This is a genomic window from Pseudomonas sp. B21-023, assembly GCF_024749165.1.
Taxonomy (GTDB): Bacteria; Pseudomonadota; Gammaproteobacteria; order Pseudomonadales; family Pseudomonadaceae; genus Aquipseudomonas.
In genome coordinates, this window is sequence record NZ_CP087190.1 from 57,301 (window position 1) to 80,550 (window position 23,250).

The 23,250-nt window shown below is 63.7% G+C and carries 23 protein-coding genes; 13 read left to right on the forward strand and 10 right to left on the reverse strand.

From position 1 onward, the window contains the following. Positions 1-315: 315 nt before the first annotated feature. The 4 genes from coxB to LOY42_RS00295 are packed head-to-tail and all read left to right on the forward strand — an operon-like array spanning position 316 to position 4,548. Complete coding sequence (coxB, locus tag LOY42_RS00280; RefSeq protein ID WP_258599660.1) at positions 316-1,443, forward strand: cytochrome c oxidase subunit II; 1,128 nt, start codon at positions 316-318, stop codon at positions 1,441-1,443. Positions 1,444-1,486: 43 nt separating this feature from the next. Next, a complete protein-coding gene (ctaD, locus tag LOY42_RS00285; RefSeq protein WP_023628965.1) occupies positions 1,487-3,076 on the forward strand; it encodes a cytochrome c oxidase subunit I in 1,590 nt (529 codons plus the stop codon). Between the two features lie 10 nt (positions 3,077-3,086). Next, complete coding sequence (locus LOY42_RS00290) at positions 3,087-3,644, forward strand: cytochrome c oxidase assembly protein (protein ID WP_038707108.1); 558 nt, start codon at positions 3,087-3,089, stop codon at positions 3,642-3,644. Between the two features lie 16 nt (positions 3,645-3,660). Further along, a complete protein-coding gene (locus LOY42_RS00295; protein ID WP_258599661.1) occupies positions 3,661-4,548 on the forward strand; it encodes a cytochrome c oxidase subunit 3 in 888 nt (295 codons plus the stop codon). A gap of 54 nt (positions 4,549-4,602) precedes the next feature. On the opposite strand, the gene LOY42_RS00300 is transcribed toward LOY42_RS00295, so the two are convergent. Then, positions 4,603-4,806, reverse strand: a complete 204-nt coding sequence (locus LOY42_RS00300; protein ID WP_196145152.1) for a twin transmembrane helix small protein — start codon at positions 4,804-4,806, stop codon at positions 4,603-4,605. Positions 4,807-4,868: 62 nt separating this feature from the next. Here LOY42_RS00300 and LOY42_RS00305 point away from each other — a divergent pair, with 62 nt between their 5' ends. The 6 genes from LOY42_RS00305 to LOY42_RS00330 all read left to right on the forward strand — a co-directional run bounded on the left by LOY42_RS00305 (position 4,869) and on the right by LOY42_RS00330 (position 9,814). Continuing rightward, on the forward strand, positions 4,869-5,612 hold the full coding sequence (locus LOY42_RS00305; RefSeq protein WP_102683002.1) for an SURF1 family protein: 744 nt from the start codon (positions 4,869-4,871) through the stop codon (positions 5,610-5,612). Beyond that, positions 5,578-6,156, forward strand: a complete 579-nt coding sequence (locus tag LOY42_RS00310) for a hypothetical protein (protein WP_102683003.1) — start codon at positions 5,578-5,580, stop codon at positions 6,154-6,156. The genes LOY42_RS00305 and LOY42_RS00310 overlap by 35 nt, the downstream gene beginning before the upstream one ends. A gap of 9 nt (positions 6,157-6,165) precedes the next feature. Then, positions 6,166-7,239 (forward strand): heme A synthase, encoded by a 1,074-nt coding sequence (locus LOY42_RS00315; RefSeq protein WP_198754066.1) that lies wholly within the window; start codon positions 6,166-6,168, stop codon positions 7,237-7,239. Then, on the forward strand, positions 7,224-8,123 hold the full coding sequence (gene cyoE, locus LOY42_RS00320; RefSeq protein WP_139674622.1) for a heme o synthase: 900 nt from the start codon (positions 7,224-7,226) through the stop codon (positions 8,121-8,123). The genes LOY42_RS00315 and cyoE overlap by 16 nt, the downstream gene beginning before the upstream one ends. Then, entirely contained in the window at positions 8,120-8,752 is a 633-nt protein-coding gene (locus LOY42_RS00325; RefSeq protein ID WP_028688687.1) for an SCO family protein, read from the forward strand. The genes cyoE and LOY42_RS00325 overlap by 4 nt, the downstream gene beginning before the upstream one ends. A gap of 297 nt (positions 8,753-9,049) precedes the next feature. Then, positions 9,050-9,814 (forward strand): RHS repeat-associated core domain-containing protein, encoded by a 765-nt coding sequence (locus LOY42_RS00330; protein ID WP_232967908.1) that lies wholly within the window; start codon positions 9,050-9,052, stop codon positions 9,812-9,814. A gap of 147 nt (positions 9,815-9,961) precedes the next feature. Here LOY42_RS00330 and LOY42_RS00335 read toward each other — a convergent pair whose 3' ends face one another. The 3 genes from LOY42_RS00335 to LOY42_RS00345 form a co-directional block, all read right to left on the reverse strand. Further along, positions 9,962-10,732, reverse strand: coding sequence for a MetQ/NlpA family ABC transporter substrate-binding protein (locus LOY42_RS00335; protein WP_046853610.1), 771 nt, complete (start codon positions 10,730-10,732; stop codon positions 9,962-9,964). 64 nt (positions 10,733-10,796) lie between these two features. Further along, the gene (locus LOY42_RS00340; protein WP_023632566.1) at positions 10,797-11,468 is read right to left on the reverse strand and encodes a methionine ABC transporter permease; all 672 of its coding nucleotides are present in this window, start codon (positions 11,466-11,468) and stop codon (positions 10,797-10,799) included. Further along, the gene (locus LOY42_RS00345; RefSeq protein WP_110696963.1) at positions 11,468-12,475 is read right to left on the reverse strand and encodes a methionine ABC transporter ATP-binding protein; all 1,008 of its coding nucleotides are present in this window, start codon (positions 12,473-12,475) and stop codon (positions 11,468-11,470) included. The genes LOY42_RS00340 and LOY42_RS00345 overlap by 1 nt, the downstream gene beginning before the upstream one ends. Positions 12,476-12,697: 222 nt before the next feature. On the opposite strand from LOY42_RS00345, the gene katE reads away from it, so the two are divergent. After that, entirely contained in the window at positions 12,698-14,842 is a 2,145-nt protein-coding gene (gene katE / locus LOY42_RS00350) for a catalase HPII (RefSeq protein WP_258599662.1), read from the forward strand. Between the two features lie 115 nt (positions 14,843-14,957). On the opposite strand, the gene LOY42_RS00355 is transcribed toward katE, so the two are convergent. The 4 genes from LOY42_RS00355 to zur form a co-directional block, all read right to left on the reverse strand. After that, positions 14,958-15,665, reverse strand: coding sequence for a PA5502 family lipoprotein (locus LOY42_RS00355; RefSeq protein ID WP_258599663.1), 708 nt, complete (start codon positions 15,663-15,665; stop codon positions 14,958-14,960). A gap of 129 nt (positions 15,666-15,794) precedes the next feature. Next, complete coding sequence (gene znuB, locus LOY42_RS00360; protein ID WP_102683011.1) at positions 15,795-16,577, reverse strand: zinc ABC transporter permease subunit ZnuB; 783 nt, start codon at positions 16,575-16,577, stop codon at positions 15,795-15,797. Further along, positions 16,570-17,343 carry a zinc ABC transporter ATP-binding protein ZnuC gene (znuC, locus tag LOY42_RS00365; RefSeq protein ID WP_102683012.1) on the reverse strand — a complete coding sequence of 258 codons (774 nt, stop codon included), beginning with the start codon at positions 17,341-17,343 and terminating at the stop codon, positions 16,570-16,572. The genes znuB and znuC overlap by 8 nt, the downstream gene beginning before the upstream one ends. Further along, positions 17,340-17,825 (reverse strand): zinc uptake transcriptional repressor Zur, encoded by a 486-nt coding sequence (zur, locus tag LOY42_RS00370; protein ID WP_046853615.1) that lies wholly within the window; start codon positions 17,823-17,825, stop codon positions 17,340-17,342. The genes znuC and zur overlap by 4 nt, the downstream gene beginning before the upstream one ends. A gap of 18 nt (positions 17,826-17,843) precedes the next feature. Between zur and LOY42_RS00375 the strand changes: the two genes are divergently transcribed. Beyond that, positions 17,844-18,800 carry a zinc ABC transporter substrate-binding protein gene (locus tag LOY42_RS00375; protein ID WP_139674607.1) on the forward strand — a complete coding sequence of 319 codons (957 nt, stop codon included), beginning with the start codon at positions 17,844-17,846 and terminating at the stop codon, positions 18,798-18,800. Positions 18,801-18,904: 104 nt separating this feature from the next. Here the strand turns inward: LOY42_RS00375 and LOY42_RS00380 are convergent, their stop codons facing one another. Beyond that, on the reverse strand, positions 18,905-19,855 hold the full coding sequence (locus LOY42_RS00380) for a homoserine kinase (RefSeq protein ID WP_102683014.1): 951 nt from the start codon (positions 19,853-19,855) through the stop codon (positions 18,905-18,907). Between the two features lie 72 nt (positions 19,856-19,927). Then, positions 19,928-20,215: a DUF2782 domain-containing protein gene (locus LOY42_RS00385; RefSeq protein WP_046853618.1), complete on the reverse strand. Its 288-nt coding sequence runs from the start codon at positions 20,213-20,215 to the stop codon at positions 19,928-19,930. 74 nt (positions 20,216-20,289) lie between these two features. Here LOY42_RS00385 and polA point away from each other — a divergent pair, with 74 nt between their 5' ends. Further along, a complete protein-coding gene (gene polA, locus LOY42_RS00390; protein ID WP_139674604.1) occupies positions 20,290-23,037 on the forward strand; it encodes a DNA polymerase I in 2,748 nt (915 codons plus the stop codon). The last annotated feature ends 213 nt before the right edge of the window (positions 23,038-23,250 follow it).

The window sequence follows — 23,250 nt, forward strand, 5'->3', positions numbered from 1 at the left end:
AGACGCATTTGTTATATCGCTTAGGCGCGTGTAGGAAATTGGCTATATCAATGTGCCATTATTGTGTCCCAGCCCAGTATCCATGCACCTTTCAGCGCAAACGTTTGGTTGCGTGAAGATCATTTCAGTCCCCGCGTTGCGCCCCATTGGTCGGTGGCTATACTCCGCTTGAAACGTGATTCGTTGATGAGGCCCGACTGCCTTAAGCAGGGGGCTCGGTCGTCGAAGCCAGGCAGTCTTGGCCACCGTTCCCCCCTTTGTCGTAGCAGGTCGTCCACGCCTCCGGGACTACAAGAACGATAAGGGGAACCCGCAATGATGCGACATCCACATGTCTGGATGGGCCTGTTGCTGTGGTCATTGTTTGGTCAGGTACAGGCAGCATGGACGGTGAACATGGCGCCCGGGGCGACGGAAGTCGCCCACGCGGTGTTTGACCTGCACATGACCATCTTCTGGATCTGCGTGATCATCGGCATCGTGGTGTTCGGCGCGATGTTCTGGTCGATGGTCATTCACCGCCGCTCAACCGGGCAGAAGGCCGCGCACTTCCACGAGCACACCTGGGTCGAGATCCTCTGGACCGTCGTGCCCTTCCTGATCCTCGTGGTCATGGCCATCCCGGCCACCAAGACCCTGATCGACATCTACGACGCCAGCGACTCGGACATCGACATCCAGGTCACCGGTTACCAGTGGAAATGGCACTACAAGTACCTGGGCCAGGACGTCGAGTTCTTCAGCAACCTGGCTACCCCCGCCGAGCAGATCCACAACCAGTCGCCGAAGGACGAGCACTACCTGCTCGAAGTCGATCAGCCGCTGGTACTGCCGGTGGGCGCCAAGGTGCGCTTCCTGGTGACCGCCGCCGACGTCATCCATTCCTGGTGGGTGCCGGCCTTCGCGGTCAAGCGTGACGCCATCCCCGGCTTCGTCAACGAGGCCTGGACCCGGGTCGAGAAGCCCGGGATCTACCGCGGCCAGTGCACCGAGCTGTGCGGCAAGGACCACGGCTTCATGCCGGTGGTGGTCGAGGTGAAATCCAAGGCCGACTACGACACCTGGCTCGGCGAGCGCAAGGCCGAGGCGGCCAAGCTCAAGGAGCTGACCAGCAAGGAATGGACCCTCGAAGAGCTGGTGGCACGTGGCGACAAGGTCTACCACACCACCTGCGTGGCCTGTCACCAGGCCGAGGGCCAGGGCCTGCCGCCGATGTTCCCTGCCCTCAAGGGCTCGAAGATCGCCACCGGGCCCAAGGAAGCGCACCTGGGCATCGTCTTCCACGGCAAGCCGGGCACCGCCATGGCGGCATTCGGCAAGCAGCTTTCGGAAGTCGATATTGCCGCGGTGGTCACCTACGAGCGCAACGCCTGGGGCAACAACAAGGGCGACATGGTCACGCCGAAGGACGTGCTGGCGCTCAAGCAGGCCGAAGCGCAATGAGCCGGGCTACCCGCGGCAGTCAGTGGATTGCAGGAGACAGGACATGAGTGCAGTGATCGACGACCACGCCCACGGTCATGAACACGCCCACGGCCCGGCCAAGGGCCTGATGCGCTGGGTGCTGACCACCAACCACAAGGACATCGGCACGATGTACCTGTGGTTCGCCTTCACCATGTTCCTGCTCGGCGGCTCGTTCGCCATGGTGATCCGCGCCGAGCTTTTCCAGCCCGGCTTGCAGATCGTGGAGCCGGCGTTCTTCAACCAGATGACCACCATGCACGGGCTGATCATGGTGTTCGGCGCGGTGATGCCGGCCTTCGTCGGCCTGGCCAACTGGATGATCCCGCTGATGATCGGCGCGCCAGACATGGCCCTGCCGCGGATGAACAACTTCAGCTTCTGGCTGCTGCCGGCGGCGTTCCTGCTGCTGGTCTCGACCCTGTTCAGCCCCGGTGGCGGGCCGAACTTCGGCTGGACCTTCTATGCCCCGCTGTCGACCACCTACGCCCCGGCCAGCGTGACCTTCTTCATCTTCGCCATCCACCTGATGGGCATCAGCTCGATCATGGGCGCGATCAACGTGATTGCCACCATCCTCAACCTGCGCGCCCCCGGCATGACCCTGATGAAAATGCCGCTGTTCGTCTGGACCTGGCTGATCACCGCGTTCCTGCTGATCGCGGTGATGCCGGTGCTGGCCGGCGTGGTGACCATGATGCTGATGGATATCCATTTCGGCACCAGCTTCTTCAGCGCGGCCGGCGGCGGTGACCCGGTGTTGTTCCAGCATGTGTTCTGGTTCTTCGGGCACCCCGAGGTGTACATCATGATCCTGCCGGCCTTCGGCGCGGTCAGCTCGATCATCCCGGCGTTCTCGCGCAAGCCGCTGTTCGGCTATACCTCGATGGTCTACGCCACCGGGGCGATCGCCTTCCTGTCGTTCATCGTCTGGGCCCACCACATGTTCGTGGTCGGCATCCCGGTGGTGGGTGAACTGTTCTTCATGTACGCCACCATGCTGATCGCCGTGCCCACCGGGGTGAAGGTGTTCAACTGGGTCAGCACCATGTGGGAAGGCTCGCTGACCTTCGAGACGCCGATGCTGTTCGCCATCGCCTTCGTCATCCTGTTCACCATCGGCGGCTTCTCCGGGCTGATGCTGGCCATCGCGCCTGCGGACTTCCAGTACCACGACACCTACTTCGTGGTTGCCCACTTCCACTACGTGCTGGTGCCCGGGGCGATCTTCGGCATCTTTGCCTCGGCCTATTACTGGCTGCCGAAATGGACCGGGCACATGTATGACGAAACCTTGGGCAAGCTGCACTTCTGGCTGTCGTTCGTCGGCATGAACCTGGCCTTCTTCCCCATGCACTTCGTCGGCTTGGCCGGCATGCCCCGGCGCATCCCCGACTACAACCTGCAGTTCGCCGACTTCAACATGGTCTCGTCGATCGGCGCCTTCATGTTCGGCGCCACGCAGATCTTCTTCCTGTTCATCGTCATCAAGTGCATTCGCGGTGGCGCGCCGGCACCGGCCAAACCCTGGGACGGCGCCGAGGGGCTGGAGTGGTCGATCCCTTCACCTGCGCCTTACCACACCTTCCAGACGCCGCCGGAAGTGAAGTAGGAGCTTGCCCATGGACGGCTTGTCGCTCAAACGCCTGGTCAGCCGCCTGCTGATGCTGACCGTGGTGATGTTCGCCTTCGGCTTTGCCCTGGTGCCGATCTACGACGTGATGTGCAAGGCCTTCGGCATCAACGGCAAGACCGGCGGGCAGTACGCGGGCACCCAGGTGAGCGACCCGACCCGTTCGGTGCGGGTGCAGTTCATGTCGACCAATGCCGGTGACATGAGCTGGGAGTTCCACTCCACCGCCGACCAGATCGAGGTCAACCCGGGGGCGGTGAACCAGATGATCTTCGTGGCCCGCAACCCGACCAACCAGCCCATGAGCGCCCAGGCCATCCCCAGCATCACCCCCGCCGAGGCTGCGGCGTACTTCCACAAGACCGAGTGCTTCTGTTTCACCCAGCAGGTCCTGCAGCCGGGCGAGCGCATCGAGATGCCGGTGCGCTTCATCGTCGACCGCGACCTGCCGGAATCGGTGAAACACCTGACCCTGGCCTACACCCTGTTCGACATCACCGCTCGCCACCCCCCGGTCGCCCACGCCGCGACCGAGGGCGCCCGTTGAGGGAAGGAGATACGTCATGGCAAGCCACGAGCATTACTACGTACCGGCGCAGAGCAAGTGGCCGATCATTGCCACGATCGGCATGTTCATCACCGTGTTCGGGCTCGGCACCTGGTTCAACGACCTCAAGGCCGGCCACCCGGAGTCCCACGGGCCGCTGATTTTCTTCGTTGGCGCGCTGTTCCTGGCCTACATGCTGTTCGGCTGGTTCGGCGCGGTGGTCAAGGAAAGCCACGCCGGGCTCTACAGTGCGCAGATGGACCGCTCGTTCCGCTGGGGCATGAGCTGGTTCATCTTTTCCGAGGTGATGTTCTTCCTGGCCTTCTTCGGCGCGCTGTTCTATGTGCGGGTGCTGGCCGGGCCGTGGCTGGGGGGCGATGGGGCCAAGGGCGTGACGCACATGCTCTGGCCCAACTTCGAGTTCGTCTGGCCGCTACTGCATACGCCGGACCCGAAACTGTTCCCGCCACCGAAGGAAGTCATCGATCCGTGGCACCTGCCGCTGATCAATACCATCCTGCTGGTGAGCTCCAGTGTGACCGTGACCATCGCCCACCACGCCCTGCGCAAGGGGCACCGCGGCACGCTGACGCTGTGGCTGGGGCTGACGATCCTGCTGGGGCTGGCGTTTCTCGCCCTGCAGGCCTACGAGTACCACGAGGCCTACAACAAACTCGGGCTGACCCTGGGCTCGGGCATCTACGGCGCGACGTTCTTCATGCTTACCGGGTTCCACGGCGCGCACGTGACCTTGGGCACGCTGATCCTGTTCGTGATGTTCTGCCGGGTGCTGCGCGGGCACTTCGAACCGGACAAGCACTTCGGTTTCGAGGCGGCGAGCTGGTACTGGCACTTCGTCGATGTGGTGTGGGTGGGGCTGTTCATATTTGTGTATGTCCTGTAGTGCGGCTTCGCGGGTGATCGCGGCTGAAGCCGCTCCTACAGGGATGGTGTGAATTCAGAAAGGTGCGTGCGACACCAGTTGCCCACTGATCAGGCCCCAGGCCACCAGGGCGATGGTCAGGGTGGCGAGGGCGACGCGTACGGTAAGGGCCTTGAGCAGGCGGGTCGAATGGTCATCGTCCTTGACCAGGAACACCAGGCCACTGAACAGGCTGGCGATGGTGGCCAGCAGCATCAGGACAATCGCGGCCTTGAGCATGGCGAAACTCCGGGGGATGAGGTGATGGATACAAGTATAGCGCTCGACCTCAAGAGGCCCTGGTGAAGCCGTTTCGCCCAGGCCTGGTACCGACCCTGGTGGTGCTTGCGCTGCTGCCGGGGTTGATCGCGCTCGGCTGCTGGCAACTGCGGCGCGCCGACGAAAAGCGTGACCTGCTGGCCATCTACACCGAGCGCCAGATCGAGGCGCCAGTCACTGCTGACCGGTTGCGCCAGCTGCCGGACCCGGCGTTCTACCCCGTGCACCTGTATGGCCGGTTCGATGCCGGTCACAGCCTGCTGCTGGACAACCAGATGCGTGACGGCAAGGCCGGTGTCGAGCTGTTGCAGCCCTTCCACGATCAGGCCAGTGGCCTGTGGTTGCTGGTCAATCGCGGCTGGCTGCCGTGGCCCGACCGTCGTGTGCCGGTGCGCTTCGACACGCCCAGCCAGGCGCTGGCGCTGGACGCCACGGTCTACGTGCCGCCGGGCAAGACGTTCCAGCTGCACCCGGACAACCCCGACGGCCAGTGGCCGCAACTGCTGACGGCGATCGATCCGTCCGGGCTCTGGCAGCAACTGGGCCGGGAAGGCTTTGCTCAGGAGCTACGCCTGCGGCCCGGCCCGGCCGCCTACCGCCTGGACTGGCCGGTGGTCGCCATGGGCCCGGAAAAGCACCAGGGTTATGCCGTGCAGTGGTTCGCCCTGGCGAGCGCGTTGGTACTGCTTTACCTGTATTTCGGCTGGCATCACAACGACAAGGAGAACCGCCATGGCCGCCGCCACGAGTCCACTGGACGTGCCTGACCGCCGCAAGCCCCGCGGGCGCCTGCAACTGCTGTTGATCCTGTTCGTCGTGCTCGGGCCGATGATCCTTGCCACCAGCATGTACAAGCTCAAGTTCTGGGTACCGGAGGGGCGCAGCTATCACGGTGTGATGATTGGTAATGGCGAGGGCCGGGCGGATATCGGCATCGATGCCCAGGACGAGCGCTGGCAGTTGCTGGTCAGCTCCCCGGGCGCCTGTGTCGAGGACTGCCGGCAACTGGTGTACCTGGCCCGACAGATCCAGGTCGGCCTGGGCCGCGATGCCAGCCGCGCCAGCCATGCCCTGGCGGCGGCCCAGCCGCTGGCCGCTGACTACCAGGCGTTGCTGGGCCGTGAATACCCGCAGTTGCAACGCTATCCGCTGGACGCCCAGCGCTATATCCAGAAGGTCGGCGACACTGCCCCGCAACTGTGGATCGTCGATCCTCACGGCAACCTGGTGCTGCGCTACGACGCCAAGGTCAAGGGCAAGCATGTGCTGGACGACCTGCGTCACCTGCTCAAGCTGTCCAACATCGGCTAGGAGGCTGCCATGGCCAGACCCGGATTCCGCCTTGCTGTGTTCGCCACGCTGCTGGCGCTGCTGGTCGTGTTGCTCGGCGCCTACACTCGCCTGACTCATGCCGGTCTTGGCTGCCCCGACTGGCCGGGGTGCTACGGCTTCATCAGCGTGCCCAAGACCGATGCCCAACTGGCCCATGCCGAACTGCACTTCCCTGAGCACCCGGTGGAGGAAGCCAAGGGCTGGGCAGAGATGGTTCATCGCTATTTCGCCGGCAGCCTGGCACTGGTGATCGCACTGCTTGCCTTCCAGGCTGTACGCCGGCATGCCCATGACGGCCAGCCCTACCGCCTGCCGGTGTTGCTGCTGGGGGTGGTGCTGGCCCAGGCGGCGTTCGGCATGTGGACCGTGACACTGAAACTGTGGCCCCAGGTGGTGACCGCGCACCTGCTTGGCGGGTTCACCACGGTGAGCCTGCTTTTCCTGCTATCCCTGCGTCTATCCCGGGCTTTTGCGCCTTTGCCGAAACTGCCGCTGAGCTTGCGGCGGATCGCGGCGCTGGCGCTGCTGGTGGTGATCGGCCAGATCGCCCTGGGGGGTTGGGTCAGCGCCAACTACGCGGCGGTGGCCTGTATCGACCTGCCTACCTGCCATGGTCAGTGGTGGCCGGCGGCGGACTTCAGCAACGGCTTCCACCTGACCCAGCACGTCGGCCCCAATTACCTGGGCGGGCAACTGGACAGCGATGCGCGCACGGCGATCCATGTCAGCCACCGGCTCGGCGCGATGATGGTGCTGGCGGTACTGCTGATGCTCAGCTGGAAGTTGCAGCGCAATGGCCTGGGCGGCCTAGCGCGCCTGGTATTGCTGGCGCTGACGCTGCAGCTGGGCCTGGGCATCAGCAACGTATTGTTCCACCTGCCGCTGGGCGTGGCCGTTGCCCACAACGCTGGCGGTGCGCTGCTGCTGCTGACCATGGTGCTGGTGAACTACCGCATCCGCGTGGTCGACAAGGTCCGAGTAGGGCATGGCTGGCGCCTGACGCCGGTGGCCGGGGCGCAACTCACTCATCACATGAGGAACGATTCGTGGCGACGGTTCTGAGCACGGAACGCCAGCGCGCCGGATGGCGCGACTATCTGGAACTGACCAAGCCGAAGGTGGTGGTGCTCATGCTGATCACCTCGCTGGTGGGGATGTTTCTCGCCACCCGCGCGGGGGTGGCCTGGAGCGTCCTGCTGTTCGGCAACCTCGGGATCGCCTTGTGCGCGGGGGCGGCGGCGGCGGTCAATCACGTGGTCGACCGACGAGTCGATGCGTTGATGGCCCGTACCCACAAGCGTCCGTTGGCCCAAGGCCGGGTGGCGCCTCTGGCGGCACTGTTGTTCGCCTTGTTGTTGGCCGTGGCAGGTATGGCCTTGCTGCTGGCTTTCACCAACCCCCTCACCGCCTGGCTCACACTGGCCTCGCTGCTGGGTTACGCGGTGCTCTACACCGGCTTTCTCAAGCGGGCCACGCCGCAGAACATCGTGATCGGCGGCCTGGCTGGGGCCGCGCCGCCATTGTTGGGCTGGGTAGCGGTCAGCGGGCACCTGGGCGCCGAGCCCCTGCTGCTGGTGCTGATCATCTTCGCCTGGACACCGCCGCACTTCTGGGCCCTTGCGATTCATCGCAAGGAGGAGTACGCAAAAGCTGATATTCCCATGCTACCCGTTACCCATGGCGAGCATTACACGGCCCTGCATATCCTGCTCTACACCTTGATATTGCTGGCCGTGAGCCTGTTGCCCTATGCCATACACATGAGCGGCCCGCTGTACCTGGCCTGTGCCTTGCTGCTGGGCCTGCGCTTCCTGCACTGGGCCTGGGTGTTGTACCGTGGCACCCGGCCGCACGCGGCGATCAAGACGTTCAAGTACTCTATCGGCTACCTGTTCGCCCTGTTCATCGCGTTGCTCGTAGACCACTACCTGTTGCTGAACCTATGACCCGAACCCAGAAAACCGTCTTCATCCTCGTTGCCCTGGTCGCGCTGATCATGGGCCTGACCGTCAACAAGGTGCTCAACGACCGTGGTCAGTTGAACCCCACCGAGCTGATCGATGCCGGCATCATCCTGCTGCCGCAGAGCCGTACCGTGCCGGACGTGACCATGACCGACCAGAACGGCCAGCCGCTGGTGCTGGACCAGCTCAAGGGCAAGTGGTCATTGCTGTTCTTCGGCTACACCTACTGCCCGGACATCTGCCCGACCACCCTGGCCCAGTTGCGCCAGGTGAAGAGCGAACTGCCCAAGGAGGCGCTGGAGCGTCTGCAGGTGGTGCTGGTGAGCGTCGACCCGAACCGCGACACGCCGAACCAGCTCAAGCAGTACCTGGGCTATTTCGACAAGGATTTCGTCGGGGTGGCGGGCTCGATCGAGGATACCCAGAAATTGGCCAACGCCTTGAGCATCCCGTTCATCCCGGCCGATACCAGCAAGCCCGGGTATACCGTGGATCACAGCGGCAACCTGGCGGTGGTCGGGCCGGACGGGCGTCAGCGCGGGTTCATCCGAGCGCCGTTCAACAACCAGAAGCTGGTGGCACAGTTGCCGGGGCTTGTGAAGCGCGACTGACGGTTGAAATTAATCGAGGGGCATAACCTGCGTGGGAGCGGGCTTGCCCCGCGATTGGCATTCAATCCTTGGGCCTGCTGCGAAAGAGCCGCAGAGCGTTCCCAGCAGTTCCGAAGTAGCACGCAGGCGATAATCAGACCTGGTAATTCTACCAGTTGAACGGATGCCTCATACCTTACAGGCTAGCGCCCGAACCATTCGTTCGGAGTGCCCGAAATGCCATCTACGGACAAAAGCCGAGTTTGCAACACCAGCTCTTTGGCGCAGGGCAGTACACATCGCCCCCAGGCGCTGACAATGCTGCTGAGCACCAATCAGCAAGCTTCGCCGCTTTGCGAAATTGATACGAATGGTAGGCGTGTCGGCACCTACACGCCCTACGGGCGGGAAACTGTATTGCAATCATGCCTGGGCTTTACGGGCCAGTTGAGGGCCACCGAGCTGCAAGGCTACTTGCTCGGAAATGGGTACCGCTTGTACAGCACGACATTCATGCGCTTCCATTCACCAGACTCGCTGAGCCCTTTCTTGGAGGGTGGCATCAATTGTTATGTGTACTGCAATGGCGATCCTGTGAATTTCAGCGACCCGACTGGCCATATGCTCAGATCCTCTTCGCCCGGCCGTCACTCAGGAGCAAGTAACACCGCAAGACGGTTTTCTGAAAGCGAGATGTCACCTCCCCAGGTACTGGAGGGAATGATGGCCCACTTTGATCGGTTACCACTCTCTGACACCAATACCGCTCTACAGCCACAAAACGCATTACATGGGGCAAGCTCTCCAAACACCGTAAGCGGACCAAGTAGTTCGGCATCAGGTCCCAATCGTGAATCAATCAAAGCGTCTATGAAGGCGGCAGTGGAGCAGAGGCGCACGGCGGCAACGGCGATACCCACTGAAGTGAATCCAGACCTTGCGCAGACAGTTATGGTTGAGCTCAGGAGAACTTCAGAGGCTTTGGGCGGTGTCACTGGTTCTTTCGCAGATCCGGCCCAGGGTTTGACGTACAACAATTACCTGAACGCTTTGGTGGCGTTGAGTCGTGGAACAGACAACTAGGCTGAGTTATCAGGTGACAAAACGCTGTAGATGCATCGTGGGGCAAGCCCACTCCCACAGTTGCAGCGCCAGGGTTGAGCTGGTACCGAATCTGTGGGAGCGGCGGTGTATCGCGATGGGCCGCACAGCGGCCCTGGGAATTTCAGCTTAGAACGCAGGAACCACAGCGCCCTTGTACTTCTCGGTGATGAACTGCTTCACCTCAGGCGAGTGCAGGGCCTGTACCAGCTTCTTCACCGCGTCCGCGTCCTTGTTGTCCTCGCGGGTCACCAGGATGTTCACGTACGGAGAGTCCTTGCCTTCGATGGCCAGGGCGTCTTTTTCCGGGTTGAGCTTGGCTTCCAGCGCGTAGTTGGTGTTGATCAGGGCGGCATCGACCTGGGTCAGCACACGCGGGATGGTCGCGGCTTCCAGTTCCCGGAACTTCAGGTTTTTCGGGTTCTCGGCGATGTCCTTGATGGTCGACAGGATGTTGGTGTTGTCCTTGAGTTTGATCACCCCGGCCTTGTCCAGCAACAGCAGGGCGCGGCCGCCGTTGGTGGCGTCGTTGGGAATGACCACGGCGGCGCCGGAAGGTAGTTCGTCGAGCTTCTTGACCTTGGCCGAGTACACGCCCAGCGGCTCGATGTGCACGCCGGCGACGCTTACCAGGTGAGTACCCTTGGCCTTGTTGAACTCATCCAGGTACGGCTGGTGCTGGAAGAAGTTGGCGTCCAGGCGCTTTTCCGACACCTGCACGTTCGGCTGGATGTAGTCGGTGAACTCCTTGACCTTCAGTTCCACGCCTTCCTTCGCCAGCTGTGGCTTGACGAAGTTGAGGATCTCGGCGTGCGGCACCGGGGTGGCGGCGACCGTCAGGGTCTCGGCGTGGGCCGAGAAGGCCGCGACCGCGGCGACAACAGCAAGCAGCTTCTTCATTGATCACTCCTTGTGAGGGCCGCGACGGCCCCCGAACGGGTCGGCCGGGCCGACCCCATTGGGGTTACTTACGGGAAAAATGCACGACCAGCTTGTCGCCGATCATTTGCAGTACCTGGACCAGGATGACCAGCAGCACCACGGTGACGATCATCACGTCGGTCTGGAAGCGTTGGTAGCCGAAGCGGATCGACAGGTCACCCAGGCCACCGGCCCCGACCACGCCGGCCATGGCGGTGTAGGACACCAAGGTGATGGCGGTCACGGTGATGGCGGCGATGATGCCCGGCATCGCTTCAGGCAGCACGGCCTTGAAGATGATCTGGCGGGTGGTGGCGCCCATCGACTGGGTAGCCTCGATGATGCCGCGGTCCACCTCGCGCAGGGCGGTTTCCACCAGTCGCGCGAAGAACGGTGTGGTTCCCACCACCAGCGGCGGGATGGCACCGGCAACGCCCAGCGATGTGCCGGTGATCAGCACCGTGATCGGGATCATCACGATCAGCAGGATGATGAACGGCACCGAGCGCACGATGTTGACGATGGTCGCCAGCACGGCGTAGACCTTCTTGTGCTCGAACATCTGCCGTGGGCTGAACAGGAACAGCACGACGCCCAGTGGCAGGCCCAGCAGGATGATGAAGGCCAGTGAGATGAACAGCATGACCATGGTGTCGTTGGTCGCCTGCCAGATCTCGACCCAGTCGACGTTGGCGAAATAGCTGAGGATGTCCATCAACGCAGTACCTCCATATGTACGTCAGCTGCAGTGAAGCGGGCGAATGCCGCCTCCATGTCTCCACCGATCAGGGCAAGGGTCAGCTGGCCATAGGGGATGTCCTTGATGCGGTCGATACGCCCGGCAAGGATGCTGTAGTCCACGCCGGTTTCGCGGGCCACGGTGCCCAGCAGCGGCGCGTAGGTGGCGCAGCCCTGGAAGGTCAGGCGCACGATGCGCCCCGGCACATGGGCGAAATCGTCGCGTTGCTCGTTCTCGTCGACCTGCTCGTCTTCCTGGACGAAACGCTTGGTGGTGGCGTGCTGCGGGTGCAGGAACACGTCGGCCACCGGGCCCTGCTCGACGATCTGCCCGGCGTCCATCACCGCCACGCGGTCGCAGACCCGGCGGATCACGTCCATCTCATGGGTGATCAGCACGATGGTCAGCTTCAGCTCGCGGTTGATCTCGGCCAGCAGTTGCAGCACCGAGGCGGTGGTCTGCGGGTCGAGGGCGCTGGTGGCTTCGTCGCACAGCAGGATCTTGGGGTTGGTGGACAGGGCGCGGGCGATGCCGACGCGCTGCTTCTGCCCACCCGACAGTTGCGCCGGGTACTTCTTCGCGTGCTCGGATAGGCCGACACGGGCCAGCAGCTCGGTGACGCGCTTGTCGATCTCGCCACGCGACAGCTCGCCCGCCAGCACCAGCGGCAGGGCGACATTGTCGGCGACGGTCTTGGAGGCCAGCAGGTTGAAGTGCTGGAAGATCATGCCGACCTGCTGGCGGAAGCGCCGCAGCTGGTTCGAGTCGAAGGCGGTGACGTCTTCACCGTCGACCACGATCTTGCCGCCGGACGGCTCCTCGAGACGGTTGATCAGGCGCAGCATGGTGCTCTTGCCGGCACCGGAGTGGCCGATCAGGCCGAACACCTGGCCATCTTCGATGGTCAGGCTGGTCGGGTTCAGGGCCGGGATATCCCTACCGGCGACGCGGTAGGTCTTGTGGACATTTTGAAACTCGATCACTGAGCGAACCTTGTGGGGCGCATGGAATTTGGGTCAGCGGTTAGCCGGGGCGCGCATTTTAGCCTTTTCCCCTGCGTGTTCTTAGCATTTATTTCGTCACGCTCCAATCCAATCGGCATAACGCGACGGTCGGCAATCCGATTGAACGCATCCGACGGCGGCCCAGTCACTAATTGAACAAGCCCGAACGGGCAGCCTGAAGACTGATGAGGAGAGCCGAAGATGCCCAGCAAGACCCCGCAGGCGCCACAGCCCAGCCCTGTCGCCGGCACCGACACCCCGGACAAGGCCAACACCAACGCCAAACTGCAGAGCCTGGAGGCGTTTCGCAGCGACGCCAGCGGCCAGGCGCTGCGCACCAACCAGGGTGTGAAGGTCGCCGACAACCAGAACAGCCTCAAGGCCGGCGCCCGTGGGCCTTCGCTGCTCGAAGACTTCATCATGCGCGAGAAGATCACCCACTTCGACCATGAGCGCATCCCCGAGCGTATCGTCCATGCCCGCGGGACCGGCGCCCATGGCTACTTCCAGAGCTACGGCTGCCATGCCGAGCTGACCAAGGCCGGCTTCCTGCAAGACCCCGAGAAAATCACCCCGGTGTTCGTGCGCTTTTCCACCGTGCAGGGTCCACGTGGCTCGGGCGACACGGTGCGCGACGTGCGCGGCTTTGCGGTGAAGTTCTACACCGATGAAGGCAACTTCGATCTGGTCGGCAACAACATGCCGGTGTTCTTCATCCAGGACGCGATCAAGTTTCCCGACTTCGTCCACGCGGTCAAACCCGAACCGCACAACGAGATGCCCACCGGCGGCTCTGCCCACGACACCTTCTGGGACTTCGTGTCGCTGGTGCCCGAATCCGCGCACATGGTCATGTGGGCGATGTCCGACCGGGCCATTCCGCGCAGCCTGCGCATGATGGAAGGCTTTGGCGTGCACACCTTCCGGTTGATCAATGCCCAAGGCGTGGCCAGCTTCGTCAAGTTCCACTGGAAGCCGCGCCAGGGCGTGCACTCGGTGCTGTGGGACGAAGCCCAGAAGCTTGCCGGCAAGGACACCGACTATCACCGCCGCGACCTGTGGGAAGCGATCGAGACCGGGCATTATCCGGAATGGGAGCTGGGCGTGCAGATCGTGCCGGAGGCCGACGAGCACAAGTTCGACTTCGACTTGCTCGACCCGACCAAGATCATCCCCGAGGAGCTGGTGCCGGTGACGCCGCTGGGCAAGATGGTGCTCGACCGCAACCCGGACAACTTCTTCGCCGAAGTGGAGCAGATCGCCTTCTGCCCCGGGCACATCGTGCCGGGCATCGACTTCAGCAATGACCCGTTGCTGCAGGGCAGGCTGTTTTCCTACACCGACACCCAGATAAGCCGCCTGGGCGGGCCGAACTTCCACGAGATTCCGATAAACCGCCCTGTCGCGCCCAATCACAGCAGCCAGCGCGATGCCATGCACCGCATGACCATCGACAAGGGCCGGGCGTCCTACGAGCCCAACTCGATCGATGGCGGGTGGCCGAAGGAAACGCCGCCCGCCCCGCAGGATGGCGGTTTCGAGAGTTACCAGGAACGTATCGACGCGAACAAGATCCGCCAGCGCAGCGAGTCGTTCGGCGATCATTTCTCCCAGGCGCGCCTGTTCTTCCAAAGCATGAGCCCCACCGAGCAGCAGCACATCATCAAGGCCTACAGCTTCGAGCTGGGCAAGGTCGAGCGTGAGGCGATCCGCGCGCGAGAAGTGAACGAGATCCTGGCTAATATCGATCTCAAGTTGGCGGCAGCGGTGGCGGCCAACCTCGGCCTGCCGGCGCCGAAGGCCGGCACGGTCAAGGTCAAGGGCAGCAAGCCGGCACAGTCAAAGGCCTTGAGCCAGATGAACCACCCCGGGGACATCGGCATCAGTGGACGCAAGATCGCCATCCTGGTGGCTGATGGCGTGGATGACGCGAGTGTCGACAAGGTGGTCAAGGCGCTGGAGGCGCAAAGTGCGCGTCCCATGCTGCTGGGGCCGACTTCGGCACCCGTGAAGACTGCCGCTGGCAAGCAGCTGACGGTGGATGCATCGATGGAGGGCATGCCCTCGGTGATGTTCGACGGGGTGTGGGTGCCGGCGGGCAAGGCTTCGCTGGAGGCGCTGGAAAACAGCGGCGTGGCCAAGCACTTCCTGCTCGAGGCCTACAAGCATCTCAAGCCCATGGGGGTAGCCAGTGAGGGCAAGCTGCTGCTGAACAAGCTGGGACTCGAGGAAGATGCGGGGCTGTTGCTGGGCGATGACCAGAAGGCGCTCGAGGCCTTCTTCAAGGCCGTCGAGGGGCACCGGGTATGGGCGCGGGAGGCGGCTGCCGAAGCTGTTCCTGCATAATCGGGGGCTGCTTTGCAGCCCATCGCCGCGGTTCGTCGCCACGACAAGCCGGCTCCCACAGATTGTAGGCGGTCCCTGTGGGAGCCGGCTTGCCGGCGATGAGGCCCTGACAGGTTTATTGCTGATGAGGGATCAACACCACCTGCGCCGGCAATGAACGCTGGATCTCATGCTTCTGCTTCAGCTCGAAGCCACTGTCGAGCTTGCGCACTCGCTTCTCCAGCAGGGTCTTGAGCCAAGGCGCATCCTCGGTACGCGGCACCTGGAACACCACCTCGCACTGATAACTCACCACGTCCGCCGCGATATCGTCCAACTGGCGACGCATCGCCCGGCTATCGGTGGTTTTCAGCGCCACGACGGTGGTCGGTGCGGTCGGGTCGATCACCCGGGCCTTGGGCTTGGACGCGGCAGCCTTGAGCGCCGCTTCGGCCTTTTCCAGTTCGGCCTTGCGTGCCTGGGCCACGGCATCGCCACCGGTCAGGGCCGGTGCTTGCGGCATCAGCGCCCGAGCGCGGGCCAATGCCGTGGCAGCGGCATTCACATCGCCCTTCTGCAGGACAATCTGGCTACGGCGCAGGTAGGCCTCGGCCAGCTGGCGCTGATGCGGTTCGAGGCGGTCGTCATCCGGCGCCTGGGCCTGCAAGGCGGCCAGTTGATCCTCGGCGGTGGCCAGCTCGTTGCTGGCGATGCTTTGCTCGAGCTGGTGCCAGGCATCGGGCTGGGCAGGCGCCACCGGCTGCTCGGCCGGCTTGCTTGAGCAGGCAGCCAGGAACAGGGAAAACGCGGCAACAAGCAGATAACGTGAGGCGAACGGCTTCATTCCTGCGACTCTCTATTTGCGCAAAAAGCGAGCAAGTCTACACCCAGGTGCGCACGCTCGAAAACAAGTCTTCTCAGACTCGAAACCTGCGAAAAGGTTGCAGGATGCGCCTGCGCGCACCCTGAAAATTCAGCGTTTCGGCAACGCCAGGCTCAGCAAGAATAGCACTGCCGCACAGACCACGATCGAAGGCCCGGCCGGGGTGTCCTTGAACCAGGACAGCGCCAGGCCCCCGCAGACCGCAGAAACGCCAAGCAGGCTGGCGCCCACGGCCATCTGCTCCGGTGAGCGGGCGTGACGCTGTGCCGCAGCGGCCGGGATGATCAGCAGCGAGGTGATCAGCAGCACGCCGACGATCTTCATCGCCACCGCGATCACCACGGCTATCAGCAGCATCAGCGCCAGGCGCAGGCCGGCCACTGGCAGGCCTTCGACCGTCGCCAGTTCCTCGTGCACGGTCACCGCCAGCAGTGGTCGCCAGAACATCGCCAGCAGCACCAGTACCAAGGCGCTGCCGCCGAGGATCCAGGCAAGGTCGGTAGGGCTGATTGCCAGCAGGTCACCGAACAGGTAGGCCATCAGGTCGATGCGCACATCGTGCATGAAGCTCAGCACCACCAGCCCCAGCGACAGCGTGCTGGGGGCGAGGATACCGAGCAGGGTGTCCGAGGCCAGCGGCTGGCGCTGCTGCAGGGTCACCAGCAGGATCGCCAGCAGCAGGCAGCCGACGGTCACCGCCAGTGCCGGGCTGACGTCCAAGGCGAAGCCCAGGGCCACGCCGAGCAGCGCGGCATGGGACAGGGTGTCGCCGAAATAGGCCATGCGCCGCCACACCACGAACGAGCCCAGGGGCCCGGCGACCAACGCCAGGGATATACCGGCAAGCAGGGCGTAGAGAAGAAAATCAGCCATGCTTGCAGTGCTCTCCGTGAACATGGGCGCCGGGGGCGATCACCGAACCGTGCAGGTCGTGGCTGTGATCGTGATGGTGGTGATAGATGGCCAGGCTCGGGGCGTTCTGGCCGAACAGCTCGACGAAGGCCGGGTCGTTGCTGACCTGCTCCGGGTGGCCCGAGCAGCACACGTGGCGGTTGAGGCAGACCACCTGGTCGGTGGCGCTCATGACCAGGTGCAGGTCATGGGAAACCATCAGTACGCCGCAGCCGTGGCGGTCGCGCAGGCGAGTGATCAGGTTGTACAGCTCGGTCTGGCCAACTACGTCGACACCCTGCACCGGTTCGTCGAGTACCAGCAGCTCGGGCTCGCGCAGCAGCGCGCGGGCCAACAGCACACGCTGCATCTCGCCACCGGAGATGGTCTGGATCGGGTTGTCGATCACCTGCTCGGCGCCGACTTCCTGCAACGCCGCCAAGGCTGCCGCACGGTCTACACCGGGCACCAGGCGCAGGAAGCGCAGCACCGACAAGGGCAATGTGGCGTCCACCTGGATCTTTTGCGGCATGTAGCCGATGCGCAGCCTGGGCTTGCGCCACACTTTGCCGCGATGCGGCTTGAGCAGCCCCAGCACGGCGCGCACCAGGGTGGTCTTGCCGGCGCCGTTGGGACCGATCAGGGTAACGATCTGGCCCGGTGCCACCGCCAGGTCGATGCTGTCGAGCACCGCTTCGCCAGCGAAGCTGACACCGACTTGCTCGAGGCGGATCAGGGCATCGCTCATGCCTTGCCCCGGCAGTTGCCGCACAGGCCGACCACTTCGACGGTTTGCGTCTCGACCGCAAAGCCCACGGCATTGGCGCTGCTGACGATGGCGTCGCTGATGCTGTTCTGCTCCAGCTCGATGGCGACATGACATTCGCGGCAGATCAGGAACTGCCCCTGGTGCGCGTGCTCGGGGTGGCTGCAGCCAATAAAGGCATTGAGCGAGGCGATGCGGTGCACCAGGCCATTTTCCAGAAGGAAGTCCAGGGCACGATAGACGGTCGGTGGCGCGGCGCGGCGGCCGTCCTGCTCGCTGAGCACGGCGAGGATATCGTAGGCGCCCAGCGGCTTGTGGCTCTGCCACACCAGCTCCAGCACGCGGCGGCGCAGGGCGGTCAGGCGCAGGCCCTGACGGTTGCACAGCGCGTCGGCCTCGGCCAGCGCACTGTGGACGCAATGGGAGTGATCGTGGGGACGGTGGGCCAGCGGCGTGATGGACATGGGCAGCGACGGTTCAGGATGGAGACGTTATTATGTTACCTGTTTCTGACGACCCGAGTATCCACCGTGTCCCGAATCCTTGCCCTCTTTGTCGCTTTCATCGCTTTTTCGGCGCACGCCGACGTGCGCGTGCTGACCAGCATCAAGCCCCTGCAACAGATCGCCGCCGCCGTTCAGGACGGTGTCGGCAGCCCCGATGTGCTGCTGCCGCCGGGCGCCTCCCCGCACAACTACGCACTGCGCCCCTCCGACGTGCGCAAGGTCGCCGATGCCGACCTGCTGTATTGGATCGGCCCGGACATGGAAGGTTTCCTGCCCCGCGTGCTGAAGAGCCGCGCCAAGCCGACCGTGGCCGTGCAGTCGCTGTCGGGCATGCAGTTGCGTCATTTCGGCGAGGACAGCCACTCCCATGACGAGGAAGACCACGACGATCATGACCACGACCACCGTCCGGGCAGCCTCGATGCACACCTGTGGCTGTCGTCGCTGAATGCCCGGGTGATCGCGACGAAGATGGCTGGGGACCTGGCAGCGGCCGACCCGGCCAATGCCCCGCGCTACCAGGCCAACCTCAAGCAGTTCGTCGAGCGCCTGGATGCCCTGGATGCGCGCATCAAGCTGCGTGTGGCGGGGATCGCCGGCAAGCCTTACTTCGTGTTTCACGAGGCGTTCGACTACTTCGAGGCCGCCTATGGCCTGAAGCACACTGGCGTGTTCAGCGTGGCGTCTGAGGTGCAGCCGGGCGCGCAGCACGTCGCCGCCATGCGCAAGCGCTTGCAGGCGGTGGGCAAGACCTGCGTGTTCAGCGAGCCGCCGCTGAGGCCGCGCCTGGCCGAGACGCTGACGGCCGGATTGCCGGTGCGGTTGGCCGAACTGGATGCGCTGGGTGGCACCGACAAGGTGGATGGCAAGGGCTATGAGCGCTTGCTGGAGAAGCTCGGCGGCGACCTGGTCGGCTGCCTGGAACAGCTCTGAGGCTGTAGGCGGACCAGGTGGGAGTGGGCTTGCCCCGCGATAGCGTTGGCAGGCCCAGCGCTATCGCGGGGCAGGCCCGCTCCCACAAATGCCGCTATTGCCTATCAGAGCGCGAACGGCAGCTTCAGCGCAACCTGCTGGCGTTGCGCCAGGCGCACCTCGAACTCGCTAGGGTCATGGATCATCACGTCCATCCCGGCGAACGCCTGCGCCGCGATCAGGCGCGACAGCCAGAAGCGCACGCACGCCACCCGCAGCATCACCGGCCACAGCTCCGCTTCAGCGGCGGTGAACGGCCGCAGTGCCGCGTAGGCGCCCAGCAATGCCTGGGCGCGTGGCAGGTCGATACCACTCTGCTCGTCCAGGCACCAGTCGTTCACGGTGATGGCGATGTCGTACAGCATCGGCCCGGAGCAAGCATTGTAGAAGTCGATCAGCCCGGTCAGGTGAGTGCCTTCGAACATCACGTTGTCACGGAACAGGTCGGCGTGCAGGTTGGCCTTGGGCAGAGCGAGGATCTGCGCCTTGTGCGCGGTGATTTCCGCCAGCGCCGGTTGCAACAGCCCGGCTTGCTCCCGGTTCAGGCTCGGCAGCAGCTCGGCGCCCGATTCCAGCATCCAGTCCAGGCCACGGTCGGTGCGGCGCTCGATGATGCGCTCGCGGGTGGCCAGGTGAATGTGCGCCAGCAGCTCGCCGACCTGGGCGCAATGCTGGTTGTTCGGCAGCTTGACGTGCTTGCCCGACAGTCGCGGCTGCAGCAGCGCAGGCTTGCCGCACAGTTCGCGCAGGCCATGCCCTTCGCGGTCGCGCAGGGCGTAGGGCACGGGCATGTCGGCATCGTGCAGCACGTCGAGCAGTTCGATGAAGAACGGCATGTCTTCAGCCGGCCCACGCTCGATCAGTGTGAGGACGAACTCCCCTTTTTCCAGGCTGACGAAGAAATTGCTGTTCTCGGTACCGGCGGCGATGCCCTGGAAGTCGAGCAGGCGGCCCAGCTCGTATGGCGCCAGAAAGGTTTCCAGCTCAGGCCGGGACACAGGGGTGAAGACTGACATGTTGAAGAATTGCCCATGCGGGCACTTCCGCCCGGAAGTGCCTGGTTGATAAGAACGATACGCGTTACTAGCTTACCACTCGAAGATCTTCCAGGACGGAATCAGCATGTCCGGCTGGTCGGAACGAATGAAATTGCCTTCGGAGCCATCGGCGCGTACCAGGAAATAAGGCTTGCCGTTCTTCGGCGTGACCTTGATCGCATACAGGAAACCGTTTTGCCGATACTCCTGGATGGTTTTATCGCCTTCCGTGCGAATGGTTACATCGGGATCGGCCGATGGGGCTTCGTCCGCCGCCTGGGTGACGACTGGCATGGTGGCCAGCAGACCGAGCAGTAACAGGCGATTGAGTGTGCGCATGATAACCTAGTCCTTTTGTCGTCATTGATCCGGCTATTCTAGCGCCGGACCCGTCGAAAAGGTTGATTCTCCTCATGAGCCAAGCGCCCCTCGTCCTGGTGGACGGTTCGTCCTACCTCTACCGCGCCTTCCACGCGCTGCCGCCGCTGACCACCTCCAAAGGCATGCCCACCGGCGCGGTCAAGGGCGTGCTGAACATGCTCAAGAGCCTGCGCAAGCAGTACCCGGACAGCCTGTTCGCAGTGGTCTTCGATGCCAAGGGCGGGACCTTCCGCGACGCCATGTTCGCCGAGTACAAGGCCAACCGCCCGAGCATGCCCGATGACCTGCGGGTGCAGGTCGAACCGCTGCACGCCAGCGTTCGTGCACTGGGCTACCCGCTGTTGTGCGTCGAAGGCGTGGAGGCCGACGACGTGATCGGCACCCTGGCGCGCAGCAGCGCCGCCGCCGGCCGCCCGGTGATCATCTCGACCGGTGACAAGGACATGGCCCAGTTGGTGGACGGCCACGTCACCCTCGTCAATACCATGACCGGTAGCGTGCTCGATGTCGCTGGCGTGCACGAGAAGTTCGGCGTAGGGCCCGAACACATCATCGATTTTCTCGCCCTGATGGGCGACAAGGTCGACAACATTCCCGGCGTGCCGGGCGTTGGCGAAAAGACCGCGGTGGGCCTGCTGACCGGTATCGGTGGCGGCCTGAGCGATGTGTACCAGAACCTGGACAAGGTGCCGGGCCTGGCCATTCGAGGCGCCAAGACCCTCGCCGCCAAGCTCGAGGAGCACCGCGACGCGGCCTTCCTCTCCTACGAGTTGGCCACCATCAAGTGCGATGTCGAGCTGGATGTCGAGGTGGACGCCCTGGTCTGTGGCGAACCCGACCGTGAAGCACTGATGGCGCTCTATACCGAGATGGAGTTCAAGAGCTGGGTTGCCGAAGTCCAGCGCAGCGCGCCCCAAGCCGGTAATGGCGCGGCTGTCGTCGAGGCTGTTGCCGAGAAGATTGAGCCGAAGTACGAAACCATCCTCGACCAGGCTCGCTTCGACGTCTGGCTGGAAAAGCTGCGCCAGGCGCCGCTGTTCGCCTTCGATACGGAAACCACCGGCCTGGACGCCCAGCAGGCGCAGATTGTCGGCCTGTCGTTCGCCGTCGAGCCCCATGAAGCCGCCTATGTGCCCCTGACCCACGACTACGAAGGCGCTCCAGCCCAGCTGGACCGCGAGCGCGTGCTGCTGGCGCTCAAGCCACTGCTGGAGGACCCGGCCAAGGGCAAGATCGGCCAGAACGCCAAGTACGACATCAACATCCTGGCCAACGGCACCCCGGCCATCCACATGCGCGGCGTGGCCTACGACACCATGCTCGAGTCCTACGTGCTCGACTCCACCGCCACCCGTCACGACATGGACAGCTTGGCGCAGAAGTACCTGGACCACACCACCATCGCCTTCGAGGATATCGCCGGCAAGGGCGCCAAGCAGCTGACCTTCAACCAGATCCCGCTGGACAAGGCCGGCCCCTACGCCGCCGAGGACGCCGATATCACCCTGCGCCTGCACCATGCGCTGCAGGCACGGCTGGCCCAGACGCCCAGCGTGCTGCCGGTGCTGATGGATATCGAGATGCCGCTGGTGCCGGTGCTGGCGAAGATCGAGCGCCAGGGCGCGCTGGTCGATGCCGGGCTGCTCGGCGTGCAGAGCGGTGAGCTGGGAGCGAAGCTGGTCGAGCTGGAGCGTGAGGCGTATGCGCTGGCCGGCGAGGAATTCAACCTGGGCTCGCCCAAGCAGCTCGGTGCGATTCTCTACGACAAGCTGGGCATGCCGGTGCTGAGCAAGACCGCCAAGGGCCAGCCGTCCACCGCCGAGGCGGTTCTGGATGACCTGGCCGAGCAGGGCTACCCGCTGCCCAAGGTGCTGATGCAGTACCGCAGCCTGAGCAAGCTCAAGAGCACCTACACCGACAAGTTGCCGGGGCAGATCAACCCGCGTACCGGACGCATCCATACCTCGTATCAGCAGGCTGTGGCTGCCACCGGTCGCTTGTCGTCCAGCGACCCGAACCTGCAGAACATCCCGATCCGCACCGCCGAGGGCCGGCGCATTCGCCAGGCTTTCGTCGCCAGCCCCGGCTACAAACTGCTGGCGGCGGACTATTCGCAGATCGAGCTGCGTATCATGGCCCATCTGGCCAAGGACGAAGGGCTGCTGCACGCCTTCCGCAACGACCTTGACGTGCACCGCGCCACCGCCGCGGAAGTGTTCGGTGTCGCCCTCGAGAACGTCACCACCGACCAGCGCCGTAGCGCCAAGGCGATTAACTTTGGCCTGATCTATGGCATGAGCGCATTCGGCCTGGCCAAGCAGATCGGCGTCGATCGCAAGCAGTCCCAGGACTACATCGACCGCTATTTCGCCCGTTACCCAGGCGTGCTGGCCTATATGGAGCGCACCCGCGCCCAGGCCGCTGAAAAGGGCTTCGTCGAAACCCTGTTCGGGCGTCGCCTGTACCTGCCGGACATCAACGCCAAGAACCCGTCCTTGCGCAAAGGTGCCGAGCGCACCGCGATCAACGCGCCGATGCAGGGCACCGCGGCAGACATCATCAAGCGCGCGATGGTGGCGGTGGACAACTGGCTGACCGAGAGCGGGCTGGATGCGCGGGTGATCCTGCAGGTGCACGACGAACTGGTGCTTGAGGTGCGCGAAGACCAGGTCGACCAGGTGAAAGCCGAGATTAGGGTCCACATGAGCGGCGCGGCGCAGTTGGACGTGCCGTTGCTGGTGGAAGCGGGTGTTGGCTCGAATTGGGACGAAGCTCACTAAACGCAGCGTGAAAGCTGTGTAGGATCTGCGGCGTAGTGTCGCGGATCCGGCGCAGGCCTGGGGCCTTAGATCGAGAGTTTCATGAAACTATCGCAAATAGTTTCCAGGGGCTCGGAACTAAACCGGTGAACCGCCACTCAGAGGTACTGAATGGCTGGTGAAGCCTTTCGATGCTCCTATGTTGTGTTAAGTGTTGGCAGATATCTGGACCCC